The organism is Rhizobium sp. Root1203, from assembly GCF_001424945.1.
In the GTDB taxonomy this organism is placed as follows: Bacteria; Pseudomonadota; Alphaproteobacteria; order Rhizobiales; family Rhizobiaceae; genus Rhizobium.
The window spans coordinates 1-10,376 of record NZ_LMCW01000049.1; the positions used below are offsets into that span (position 1 = coordinate 1).

A 10,376-nucleotide genomic window follows, 5' to 3' on the forward strand; every position below is an offset into this window, starting at 1 on the left:
ACTTCAACGCGCTGGCACCAATGATGGTGGCGGCATAATCGAGGCGGAAATCCACTTAGCGAAACGCCCGAAGCTGTTCAGACAAACCGAGCCACCTCTGATTGAATCACGACATCGATACTCCAGCAATGCCGATCTTCAATCCAGCGACCAGCACTCGCTCATTTTGAGGGCGATGGATTTGAACCTTATCCTGTGTAATGGTCTGCCAAAATCCTGTAATTTTCTGATTTAGCCGAGTTTCAATTTGATGCCCGAGAACAACAATCAAGTCCGCCTGGAAAGCTGCCTTCAGGTACTCTTAGGGCTGCCATTGAGCATTGTCCGCAACGCTGCGGACATGAAGGTTTTCCATTTTGGAAAGGTCGTACCGCATCATTCAGGTAGAGGAACTGTCGGTGCTTATGCACTACATGTTCAATGCCCGTGGCGCTTCGTTGATGAGAGGACGGTAGTCACAGGGACATCAGATCGTTTCATCGAGCCGACTGATGGAACGAAGGTAAACGATGCAGACCCTAAATCGGGAAATCTGCAGCTCATCAAAATTGCATCTTTGCTGAAAGGCTACGACGCGGAGACAAAATCCTTCGTGAACGCAACAAAGCAACTCGTCGTAAGAGCCGTAAACACAGACAACTATGGCGGGGCTGACTTGTCGCTGTCAGGCGGTTACCACCTGCAGATTTTCCCGGATGGTTCACTTGGCGAGGATTGGCGATTTGTCGAATTCCAAGGCCGTCATGTCGTTATCGAAGGTGGCCACGTACAGTTTGACGGATAGAGAGCCGGTCACAACAGCCGCTCGCCGGACTTTTTCAACGGTATCGGCGCAAAGCGGCCTACTCAGCCGACGTTGAGGCGACCTATCGTAAAGCGGGGGGATGTGTGTAAACGGTCCAGCGTTTTGCCCACCCACACGACCGCAACTTTCCGTGGAACCTGATAATGACATATACGTTGCCGCTGTAGGAAAAGCAGCGAGTATTTAACATGCCATACGAAGATGGGATGCAACTGGTGTTCGATCTGGTCGAGCGCACGGTTGTCGTGAGTTTTCGAAACAATGTGATAATGCTCGGCCCCTTCCGTAACCAAAAGGCCGCAGTCCGCGCTGGTGAACAATATTGCCGTGAGCACGGCTGGGACGACAGCGAACCGGGACCAAATCAGCGTCAACTATAATCTAGCCAACTATGTCTTAGTTAATTGCGTCCTCGCGAATAAAGCGTACAATTTTCTCTATCGGCCCCACTCTCTGATGATAAAGGTCGCTTGGGAGTTATCACTTGCTCTTGTCGTTCAACGGAGGAGCACGATGATGCTGCAATCCCTTATTTCCCTTTCCGATTCCGAAGTCGAACTCGTGACTAGGGCTGTCCGCCAGTGGTGCCATTCACATCATTGCGACATCGATAGCGCCGAGGGGCGTAGGGCTCTCACCTTGGCGGTTGAATTGGTTCAGTCGAAGCACGTCGAGGAATCCCTGCTCTCGGAATTGACCCGCCGACTTGGACCGCTCGGGGATACGGTGAAAGTGGCGCGATGAGGCAATCCATGAAAAGAAGCGAACGCCTCGCCAAGTTCGAAGAAACCAACCAAGTCGCCGCTGCACTCATCGCTGCTCAACGCGCCGCGCGCAACGCGAAGACAGCTCGTCTCCGTGGAATCAGGCTGGCGGCGGTGGCCAGTGACGCTGCCCCTAGTGATCTTGTCGAGGAGCTCGGCCGCGATCCTGTGTGTCGTTGTCGTGATCGATGAGGTGGACACCTTGGGGTAGAACTGGTCTATCGCTGAGCGACTTGTGGCAACAGGCAAAGACGCGCGACACAGTCCGTTTCTAGTAACTCACGCAAAATGTCCTAAAATTCCACATAAAAAACAATAAAAACAATCGCTTGTATTTAGGAATTCATGTTATAGTTCCTAAAGGAACAGAAAATATCCTCGGAATAAGCATTTAAAACACCGCGTTTTTTTGGCGCGGTTGTCGGCTGCGCTTGACGTGCAAATCGGTGTTCTGCCGGGCTATTGGCACGATCGCTGCGAAGCGGACTTTTCTTAGAGGGCGCCAATACGCCATGCAGCGGACGAAAGGGTGGCATCGACCACTACCAAGGCGCGACCTTTATTTGCCGGGACGGCTCAGTCAGTCCAAGCAAGATATCCTGCGACACCATAGGCGTGGCCGGCTTGTCGGGAAAGGAAGACGCACGAGTGGAGCCGACGATGTGCGGGGAATGCTCGTGTCGCGGCGAAAGCTCTTGCATCGGGCCAAGGGGAGGCCGTATGACCGACAGCGGTGCCAAGAGCTACCTTCGAAAATAAGGCGTCGGGATCTACCTGGCCAGACGAACATCTTGTTGCACTTTGGCGCTGATGGGGTGTCCAAATCGTCGTGCGTCTCTAAATAGACGCCAGATACGCGAAAAGATTATGAGCCAAGGTGCATTGACCGACCGTCCCAACTTCAGGTTTGAGGCACATGACCTCGACATTATCCATCGGGCCGTTAGCACATGGTCTCTCGAAAACGGCCTTGGTGTTGGACACGAGGATACGATGGTGGCCGCGAGGAGAGCGTTCTTCGTCTACCGAGAAGGAATGAACGAGGGAGAGTTGCTCGACATGTTGCACACCCTGCTCAGCAGGCGACATTGAACAGTTCCTGTCAAATTGCGCAAGCGGCCGCGAATTGGGAGTGATCCTTCGCGCGAAGCAAGAGGTAGGGGGTAGTTGCAGCTTGGACCCAGGCTGCAGTCTTTCTTTCCGTCGGCCCGCTACTAACTCATTCAGATCGCTGGGACGGCGGCCGTATTTATCGATGGTATCTGGGGGTGAGAAATGGCGGATCGAATGGCAGAACGGGCGAAATTCGACATCGACCGCATCCTGCAACAGCTGAACGCCGTTGCGCCTGACATCGACCGGATCGCCCGGGCCTGCGAGGTTGCCTTGAGAGTTAATTTGGAGGCTGAAGGAGACTACATTTCTCCACGGACAGTGAAGGCGGTTTCTGAGATGCGGAGTGCCGTCGCAGCGCTTTATACGGCAGGTCAGAGTTTGATGGTGGAGCGCGACCGCTTTTTCGGGCGGCAACAGCGACCCAAATAGTTCCGCTCTGCGCCGTGCGCCCGTCCTCTCATTCGGCATGGGGCCAATTGGAAACCTCTTTCAAACAGACCTGGACCGAGATTGGCGACGGATAGGTCCCCCGACCTGCCCTAGGCTCTGGTGCGCCCTGCTGAAGCACGAGTATAGCCTCACCGATAACCTCACGCGGTCGCAGCGACCGAGCGTCTATGGCGCGCGTCCATTCGTTCTCTGACATCGTGGTTGCGTCGGCAAGCGAAGACCCTTTTCCACCGTGTGGGTCAGTAGGTTGCGCGTCACTTTTCACTCTCCGCATCCGGTCGATAACAGAATGTTGAAGATAAGAAAGGTTCTCCCAAAAGCTGCAGGGACTATGTTTTTGATATCGGTCGAACGGATTCGGGAGGGTAGCATGCGCAATCTTAGGCACGGTTGGGCGGTTGCTGTGCTTGCTGCAGCAACTGTCGTTTCAGCCTGTACCACAAGTTCAGATAGTTCGTTGACGACCGGTTCCGTGGGCTACGGGGCGCACAGTGCGGATTATTCACTCCGGCCCGCCTGCGCGAGTGGATTTGGCAATGACCGTCCTTGTAGCTACTGACACTTCAATCAGAGTGAATTCTGATGGTGCGCATGCGCAAATTGGCTTTTGAAATGCGCGACCCGTTTTCATCGGTCAGCCGTTTTGGCTTACGAAACACACCCTTTGTTGTTCACGCTCCCTCGGCAAAATTGGGCCCGCGAAACGCCCACCGCCACGCACCCTTGAACTGGTGAGGCGCTGATCTCACATTATTGAGCAACACTAGTAATTCGCTGACAGCTCCTTGCAACGCAGCTGCTGCCGGTCCTCAGCCAAGACGCCTGACGACGTCGGGAAAGCAAATATGGGTATCATTGATGGAAATATCGTCCCCGCCGATGAGGCGGAGCTGACGGACATCTATTCGAAGACGATCGCCGGTGCGGTCGATCTTGTCGGTCCGGCGGTCAGCCGCATAGAGCGGATGGAGGGCCGGGGTGGACACGGCTCGGGATTTGCCATTTCTCCCGACGGGCTCATCGTTACCAATAACCATGTGATCGATGATGCCAAAACCGTCCGGATCAAGACAGCGGAGGGATTGACAACGGAAGGTCGTGTTTTAGGTCGCGATCCCGACACAGACATCGCCCTCATTCGTGCGAATACGAGCGTTGGTTCGTGGGCACGGCTTGGCGACTCCAAACGACTGCGGCGTGGGCATGTCGCTGTTGCCATCGGCAATCCTCTGGGTTTCGAATGGACAGTGACCGCCGGCATCGTATCCGCACTCGGCCGCTCAATGAGGGCGTCCAATGGCAGATTGATCGACGACGTTATCCAGACCGATGCCGCCCTCAATCCGGGGAACTCCGGCGGCCCGCTGGTATCCTCGTCGGGTGAAGTCATCGGCGTGAACACAGCAGTCATTCGCGGTGCGCAGAGCATCGCGTTTGCAGTAGCATCCAATACAGCAAACTACGTGGTCTCGGAACTGCTGCGGTTTGGTCGCGTCCGCCGTGGGTATATTGGCATCGCCGCCGACACGATCGATCTGCATCGAAAGATAGCGTTGAACGCAGGGCTCCAACAGACGACGTCGGTGCGGATCAGACGCATCGAACCAGGCAGCCCGGCGGAGCATGGTGGGTTGCAAGAGGGCGATCTGGTGCTGGCGATCAACGGAACAGCGGTCGCAGGAATAGACGATGTCGTCAGATTGCTCAATGGCGACCAGATCGATCAGGAGACACAGTTTCTTATATTCTCAGTTCACGGCACACTGGACCGGAAAGTACTGATTCCGTCTGCGCGTCCTTGATGCGATCCACATCTCCTACCTCACGAGGTGACTTTTGACGCAGTTCTTCGAATCCACCCCAGCCATCATGGCAATGGGTGCACTGATCGGATGTGCCTGCTTCGCGCTCGGGGCATTTACACTCGCCGCGATTGAGAGGACCAAAAGGTCGAGAAACAGGCACTCCAGGACCGAAGCTAGAAGTCTGGCGATGCTCACGGCACTGGCTTTAGACGATTTTGTCGGGGCCAGCTACGCTGCGGTCCATGATAGCCCGGAGTTCAATCCGATGGACGACGGGGAGTTTGCATTCCACACACCGGACCCCGTCTTCACCTTGCCCAAGGATGTCGACTGGTCCTTGCTTGACGACCAGCTGTCCGACGAGATCATGTGGCTCTCGAACCGAATCAAAAATCTCTCGTACGCCCTGGATTCCCTTGACCTTTCGGGCCCTGGTTACGACAGCTTCTTCGAAAGACGCCAGCGAGGTTATTCAGAGCTGGCGAGCAAAGCTCTCGATATTATCGACCATCTCCTTGAAGAATTCGATCTGAATTTACCCGCCAAGCCCGAATACTATCGCCAGCGCGAGGGGTTTGCTGCCATCCTACAGAGAGGGGATGAAAGCAACCTTCGCGCCATCAAGACATCGATCGTGTCAAATGGTTCGAACATCACTCAACTCTTCCCTAAGACAGGTGTGGAAGCTGAGTGAGTGGCTAGGCGGCTAAGGAAGGTTGAGCTTTTGCAACCCGACCCTACCGGAAAAAACCGGTGACCACCGACACTTCGCTGGCCTGCCACGCGAGCGTCTCATTCGCGTCGGATTCTCCGGATTGGCTACGATTGGGTTGATAGCCCGATCAACTCGTAAACCACCTTCGCCTCGTCTGCGGCTTCCAGAAAAGCAATCTTTGCATCTTCGGGCGTTGCCGTCCCCGTCGTGACAGCTTCACATACTTCCAGCGCATTGACGAAGGCTTTACCGTCGGCAACCGGCCAGGTTGTCGTCAACATGTTCAACGCGTCTGCCGTTGTGGCAACTGTATAAACTTGGCCGCTGCGCGGGCACGCGATCATGACGGGGAAATTCCAATGTCGAGTAGCCAACACAATACCTCCAGCCTCAGGAGATTTTGACGCCCACGTGCCAACCCACGAGATGTTGATCAATCTCTGTAAGATGTGGACGCTCCCTGCTGGGCCGCCAAGCGGGCCTTGAGCAGACGTTCACTCTTTTCTCTTCTTGCCGCCGCGGCCGCCTCGATCAATTCCTTTGCGGTCTTATCCGTTTCTTCGAACCGCTTCTCCCGCATGGCTTTGTTTATTTTCTCCCGCTCTCGTGTCATTGCCATCAATCCGAAAAAAGGGCCCCGGGGTGTTGCCGGGGCGAAATCTGGAACATTGAAAGCCGCGTCGGCGACGCGGATGCGAGGAAGGTGAACCTCGCCACGTGATAATATCCGCCGTAGACCGCGCCAGGCATTTAACTATTTTAATTCACGCTCTCAAAAATGCGGTTAGGAGCGGTATTTTAGTGCCTTCTTAATATTGTCGCTCGACTGACGATATTTGAATGGTCATCTGGTTCGTCCTTGGGAAGATTCCGATGAGCGTGAACATACCAATCCGAGGGGTTCTGGTCGCTGTGGAGCGGCGCAAGGGTATTACCCTACGCAGGCATGCTACGCTTGAGGACCTGGCGACAAGCCTGCTTTACCGTTGGCCCGAAGACGACCGTGGCAAGGAATGGCTGCTTGCGCAAAAGATTTGCCTTGAGGCAATGGAGGGCGTCCGCGCTCCAGAGCAGGTGCGGGCGGCCTTTGTCGCCGCAGCCAAGGCAGCAGAAATGATCATGGTCAGGGAAGAGTACGTCGATGAGCGGGCAGAGCGCCGTCCACGGCAGGCCAGGCGCGGCCAATCGCCAACGCCTCACTAGCGACCAACGATCGTCGGCGCCTTGTGCGGATAGTGCTCCCAACACCACCAGCGCGTTTCGACGCGGGCTGCTGACGCGAAGCCGAAGCCGCCCCACCTGCCGCAGTCTTCCGTCGAGCAATTGTGCACGTGCGGGCCGGAGGTCGGTTGCCGAGGTCTATCGAGATCGCTCAAGCCAACTTCTCCAAAACCCAGCCCCGGGGTGAAGTTCTCCATCCCTTCAATGCAGCGCGGGCATCCGTCTCCATGATCGCTGTTTTCCTTGCTCGGTTGCGCTCTCTGCCCACACCGTGAACGGAAGCGGCCCGCTCGGTAGGTGAAGCGGCGCACGGCCTTTTTGTGACGCCAGTGTATCCCGTTTGAAACCCGTCCACGCGGCGAGATCGTCGACGCGAGAACGGAATTCGCTCGATTGAGCATTCCACCAGTCGTCGAACGAGGTCCGAAACGATCTCTCGGGCGTAGGGCGGCCAAGCATGTCATTGGTCCAGTGGAAATCGTTATCAGTCGCGATCGAAACGCGGTACCCATCCGCGTGCCATCCCACGGCTCATTGCCCCCTCAGCCAGTGCGAGTTGTTGGCGCAGATGCCTGACGTCCTCGAGCAGCGTAGCAATCGTCGCATGCACATCGTCATCGTGCCAGGCAAGCGCCGCCTGAACTTCGAAATCGACGTCTTCATTCTTCATGGGCAACATCAGTGAAGGTCCAAGCTTAGCTGCATACCCTTGACCACCGGAAGGGGGCGACCAATGTCGATTCTTCCGAAAACCTGCTTCCGGCGCTCAGCATCGCGCTCGCGTTCAGCACGGCACGTGGCGACGACGGCAAGTGCGTTTGCGATGACTTCCTCTGTCCTTGTCATGTGTGAACCTCATCATTTGTTCTTGTTATGTTCGCATTTTGTAAGAAAGAGTCAAGACCTGCGTTTTGAGTATCTGGACGAAATCGATCCCGGGCCAGTTATTGAATTATGGCATGCCAAAAAGGGATCACCGCGTAGCCTCGCGAACCTCTCCTTCGACAAGCGCGCGCTGTTCCAACACGTCGGGACCTGCTGCGATCGTTGAAGGGTACCCAGATGATCTTCCATTGCGGCGGTGAACCTCTTGTACTGTCTGCTTCCGAGCTTGTTTTCAAAGCGAAGCAAAGAACAAATCCGCGTAGCGCAGTTTCTGTGCATCCTTGCGAAGCTCGTGAAGATGTTCGTCGTCGATGGCCGCCAGAGCGCGGCCATCCGGAGGCGGGCCTCAATCGTTGCGGGGTTTCGGACGACAAGACTAATTCCGGCCGCTGAGGAACAATCTCAACGCTGCCCAGGTTGTCATGGTTCGGTGCTAAAGCGATCTGATGTAGGACAGGAAGAAATCGAACGGCCATGCTCGTGAGCAATCTGAAATCCTCTTCGGTTGGAGCCGTGGGCCGCGATGTCCAGCAGGCAGGCGCGATCTGTTACCGTCGCAGCGGAAACGGGGAGCTTAGCGTCCTTCTGGTGGGAAGCCGAAGGAACGGCAGGTGGGGAGTTCCAAAGGGCCACTTCGATCCTGGCGAGTCCAGCTCCGCCGCCGCCCGACGGGAGGCGTTCGAAGAGGCAGGAGTGATTGGAACGGTGGACACCGATGTCTTCGGTTCTTTCAGCTACCGGAAGGACAGCTCGACGCACCGCTACCATGTCGCCGTCCATCTGCTTCGCGTTTACGAGATCGCGGCTGAGTTTCCGGAGAAGACGATCCGGAAGCAGAAGTGGTTTCCCTTGAAGGTGGCCATCCGGGACGCCGCACAGCCCGGCCTACGAGTCCTGCTTTCCCAACTTGAGGCCGCGCCCCTTTGAGGTTTGGCATATCCAAAACACTGGCGAGAGCCCTCAGGGAACAGAGGAAGGTCGTCAAGCTTCTGGAAGCTGCGCTAAGACCCCCTCGTCGCACGCGATCTCGCAAGGTTCCGCCGGGCCTCGAAACGACCGCGGCGTTCAACACCAATCCGGGGCGGCTGGCTATGAAAACCTTCGCGCCCGCCAGATTGCCGAAGAAACCACCGCTGGTCGTCGTGCTGCACGGGTGTGGTCAGTCTCCAGAAAGTCTCGATGCCGCTGCAGGCTTTTCCAAGTTGGCCAAGGAGAGGGGTTTCGTCCTCCTCTATCCGGAGCAGACAAGAAGCAACAATTCACAGAGGTGCTTTAACTGGTTTAGGCCAAGCGCCGTTGCGCGCGATCGCGGCGAGGTGCTGTCGATCAAGCAGATGGTCGAACATGCCTGCAAGCGGTACCGGGTGGACCGCCAGCGCATCTACCTCGTCGGTCTTTCGGCCGGCGGTGCAATGACCGCGGCCTTGGTCGCAAACTTTCCAGAACTGTTCGCGGGGGCGGCCATTGTCGCTGGAATGCCGGTCGGAGCCGCTCGCGACGTCATGTCGGCTGTCCGCGCAATGAAGTCAGGAGCTCCCACGCCCGCTGCCGGATGGGGAAGCCGGATAGCTGATATATCTCCTGCGCGACGGTCATGGCCTCCGATCAGCATCTGGCACGGAACAGCTGATCGCGTCGTGAACCCGACGAACGCAGCGGCAAGTGTCGACCAGTGGCTGGAAGCAACCGGCCTTGATCGGGGTTCCGGCCGTATTCAAAAGAGGCCGTGGGGAGAACTGCATTCCTGGAAGGGTGCGGATGGAGCCGAACTCGCATTCTATTCCATTGCCGGTTTAGGACATGGCCTTCCGGTCAAGGTACGGGGAGATCTGAGATCCAAAGATCCGTTCGTGCTGCCCGCGGACATCTCCGCTCCCGCCGAGCTGATGCGCGCCTGGGGACTGTCTCGCCTTTGAAGCGTATCTCGCGCTCAAGCCGTCAGCCGGGGGTAAGAAAAAGATAGTCGGCAGATCATGATCCCGCCGGAATCGTCTCATCCGCCCAGTTCTGGAATGAAGGGATCGTCAGAGCTGTCTTCGGATGCTGAAGGAGTCTTGCCGCCGCCATTGAGCGAACGCGTCAGGTTTACATTAATGAAGACTCACTAACTGATTGAAGGAGAATGGTTTTTGTTGGTCTACCACGTCAAACCGATCAGCTCATCGCCGGAGCTAAAAAGGGCGGCGGCACTTCGATCAACCTCCAATACTATCGCCGCCGTTTAATCGGCGCGAAAAGACCACCCAGTTTTGGAACGGGGTGGTCCTCGATACGAACGCTAGAGTATCCGTTTTGATCAAGCAGGTTTTGGGGTCCATTTTCGATTGTTTCGGAGCAGTGCGTTTGCGAGCACGATGAGCTTTCGCATGATGGCTGTGGTCCATCGTCCGGACTGTCGGCACATCGGTGCAAGACCGGAGAGTGCGGCCGCGGCTTTCTCATCCAGTTCACCCAGTTCGGGCATCTCGATGAGAAGCGTGAAGGCCGTGATCTCCGACACACCCGGAATCGAGACGAGGATATCGAGCCTGGCCTTGAGGGATGCGTCCTTGCCAATCAAAGCCATGATGGCGTCGTCCACGGCCGTGATCTGGCGTTCGATCTGCCTAAGCCTG

The 10,376-nt window shown here is 56.4% G+C and carries 17 protein-coding genes; 11 read left to right on the forward strand and 6 right to left on the reverse strand.

Annotated elements, in window-relative coordinates; genetic code table 11:
• The 8 genes from ASC97_RS34960 to ASC97_RS27945 all read left to right on the forward strand — a co-directional run.
• Positions 1-235, forward strand: a 235-nt coding sequence (locus ASC97_RS34960) for a hypothetical protein (protein WP_210171782.1), incomplete at its 5' end; no start/stop codon positions are given.
• Positions 236-250: 15 nt separating this feature from the next.
• Complete coding sequence (locus ASC97_RS27910; protein ID WP_057471594.1) at positions 251-784, forward strand: hypothetical protein; 534 nt, start codon at positions 251-253, stop codon at positions 782-784.
• A gap of 209 nt (positions 785-993) precedes the next feature.
• A complete protein-coding gene (locus tag ASC97_RS27915; RefSeq protein ID WP_057471595.1) occupies positions 994-1,185 on the forward strand; it encodes a hypothetical protein in 192 nt (63 codons plus the stop codon).
• 136 nt (positions 1,186-1,321) lie between these two features.
• Positions 1,322-1,549, forward strand: coding sequence for a hypothetical protein (locus ASC97_RS35830; protein WP_057471608.1), 228 nt, complete (start codon positions 1,322-1,324; stop codon positions 1,547-1,549).
• Positions 1,550-2,844: 1,295 nt separating this feature from the next.
• Entirely contained in the window at positions 2,845-3,114 is a 270-nt protein-coding gene (locus tag ASC97_RS27935; protein WP_057471598.1) for a hypothetical protein, read from the forward strand.
• A gap of 391 nt (positions 3,115-3,505) precedes the next feature.
• Positions 3,506-3,694 (forward strand): hypothetical protein, encoded by a 189-nt coding sequence (locus ASC97_RS35835; protein ID WP_082530197.1) that lies wholly within the window; start codon positions 3,506-3,508, stop codon positions 3,692-3,694.
• Positions 3,695-3,980: 286 nt separating this feature from the next.
• Positions 3,981-4,937, forward strand: a complete 957-nt coding sequence (locus tag ASC97_RS27940; RefSeq protein ID WP_057471599.1) for a S1C family serine protease — start codon at positions 3,981-3,983, stop codon at positions 4,935-4,937.
• 34 nt (positions 4,938-4,971) lie between these two features.
• Positions 4,972-5,634: a hypothetical protein gene (locus tag ASC97_RS27945; protein WP_057471600.1), complete on the forward strand. Its 663-nt coding sequence runs from the start codon at positions 4,972-4,974 to the stop codon at positions 5,632-5,634.
• A 125-nt stretch (positions 5,635-5,759) separates the two neighbouring features.
• Here ASC97_RS27945 and ASC97_RS27950 read toward each other — a convergent pair whose 3' ends face one another.
• Together ASC97_RS27950 and ASC97_RS27955 are read right to left on the reverse strand one after the other, a co-directional pair.
• Positions 5,760-5,999, reverse strand: a complete 240-nt coding sequence (locus ASC97_RS27950) for a DUF982 domain-containing protein (protein WP_057471601.1) — start codon at positions 5,997-5,999, stop codon at positions 5,760-5,762.
• Between the two features lie 89 nt (positions 6,000-6,088).
• The gene (locus ASC97_RS27955; protein WP_057471602.1) at positions 6,089-6,268 is read right to left on the reverse strand and encodes a hypothetical protein; all 180 of its coding nucleotides are present in this window, start codon (positions 6,266-6,268) and stop codon (positions 6,089-6,091) included.
• A gap of 260 nt (positions 6,269-6,528) precedes the next feature.
• Between ASC97_RS27955 and ASC97_RS27960 the strand changes: the two genes are divergently transcribed.
• Positions 6,529-6,858, forward strand: coding sequence for a DUF982 domain-containing protein (locus tag ASC97_RS27960; protein WP_162246724.1), 330 nt, complete (start codon positions 6,529-6,531; stop codon positions 6,856-6,858).
• Here the strand turns inward: ASC97_RS27960 and ASC97_RS27965 are convergent.
• The 3 genes from ASC97_RS27965 to ASC97_RS36115 form a co-directional block, all read right to left on the reverse strand.
• Positions 6,855-7,031, reverse strand: a complete 177-nt coding sequence (locus tag ASC97_RS27965) for a hypothetical protein (RefSeq protein WP_156390484.1) — start codon at positions 7,029-7,031, stop codon at positions 6,855-6,857. The genes ASC97_RS27960 and ASC97_RS27965 overlap by 4 nt on opposite strands.
• Positions 7,032-7,360: 329 nt before the next feature.
• On the reverse strand, positions 7,361-7,555 hold the full coding sequence (locus ASC97_RS27970) for a hypothetical protein (RefSeq protein WP_057471605.1): 195 nt from the start codon (positions 7,553-7,555) through the stop codon (positions 7,361-7,363).
• 438 nt (positions 7,556-7,993) lie between these two features.
• Positions 7,994-8,083, reverse strand: a complete 90-nt coding sequence (locus ASC97_RS36115; RefSeq protein ID WP_156390486.1) for a CHAD domain-containing protein — start codon at positions 8,081-8,083, stop codon at positions 7,994-7,996.
• A gap of 152 nt (positions 8,084-8,235) precedes the next feature.
• Here ASC97_RS36115 and ASC97_RS27975 point away from each other — a divergent pair, with 152 nt between their 5' ends.
• Both ASC97_RS27975 and ASC97_RS27980 read left to right on the forward strand, forming a co-directional pair.
• Complete coding sequence (locus ASC97_RS27975) at positions 8,236-8,688, forward strand: NUDIX hydrolase (RefSeq protein WP_057471606.1); 453 nt, start codon at positions 8,236-8,238, stop codon at positions 8,686-8,688.
• A complete protein-coding gene (locus tag ASC97_RS27980) occupies positions 8,685-9,677 on the forward strand; it encodes an extracellular catalytic domain type 1 short-chain-length polyhydroxyalkanoate depolymerase (RefSeq protein WP_057471607.1) in 993 nt (330 codons plus the stop codon). Before ASC97_RS27975 ends, ASC97_RS27980 begins: the two co-directional genes overlap by 4 nt.
• Positions 9,678-10,057: 380 nt before the next feature.
• On the opposite strand, the gene ASC97_RS27985 is transcribed toward ASC97_RS27980, so the two are convergent.
• Positions 10,058-10,376 (reverse strand): transposase (locus ASC97_RS27985; protein ID WP_156390485.1); only part of this gene is annotated, 319 nt, incomplete at its 5' end.

Excerpts from the sequence above, each read along its gene's own strand:
- ASC97_RS27960 (WP_162246724.1), top strand. The coding sequence starts at position 6,529 with ATGAGCGTGAACATACCAATCCGAGGGGTTCTGGTCGCTGTGGAGCGG.
- ASC97_RS27940 (WP_057471599.1), top strand. The coding sequence starts at position 3,981 with ATGGGTATCATTGATGGAAATATCGTCCCCGCCGATGAGGCGGAGCTG.
- ASC97_RS35835 (WP_082530197.1), top strand. The coding sequence starts at position 3,506 with ATGCGCAATCTTAGGCACGGTTGGGCGGTTGCTGTGCTTGCTGCAGCA.
- ASC97_RS27915 (WP_057471595.1), top strand. The coding sequence starts at position 994 with ATGCCATACGAAGATGGGATGCAACTGGTGTTCGATCTGGTCGAGCGC.
- ASC97_RS27935 (WP_057471598.1), top strand. The coding sequence starts at position 2,845 with ATGGCGGATCGAATGGCAGAACGGGCGAAATTCGACATCGACCGCATC.
- ASC97_RS27955 (WP_057471602.1), bottom strand. The coding sequence starts at position 6,268 with ATGACACGAGAGCGGGAGAAAATAAACAAAGCCATGCGGGAGAAGCGG.
- ASC97_RS27970 (WP_057471605.1), bottom strand. The coding sequence starts at position 7,555 with ATGTTGCCCATGAAGAATGAAGACGTCGATTTCGAAGTTCAGGCGGCG.
- ASC97_RS35830 (WP_057471608.1), top strand. The coding sequence starts at position 1,322 with ATGCTGCAATCCCTTATTTCCCTTTCCGATTCCGAAGTCGAACTCGTG.
- ASC97_RS27950 (WP_057471601.1), bottom strand. The coding sequence starts at position 5,999 with ATGATCGCGTGCCCGCGCAGCGGCCAAGTTTATACAGTTGCCACAACG.
- ASC97_RS27975 (WP_057471606.1), top strand. The coding sequence starts at position 8,236 with ATGCTCGTGAGCAATCTGAAATCCTCTTCGGTTGGAGCCGTGGGCCGC.
- ASC97_RS27910 (WP_057471594.1), top strand. The coding sequence starts at position 251 with ATGCCCGAGAACAACAATCAAGTCCGCCTGGAAAGCTGCCTTCAGGTA.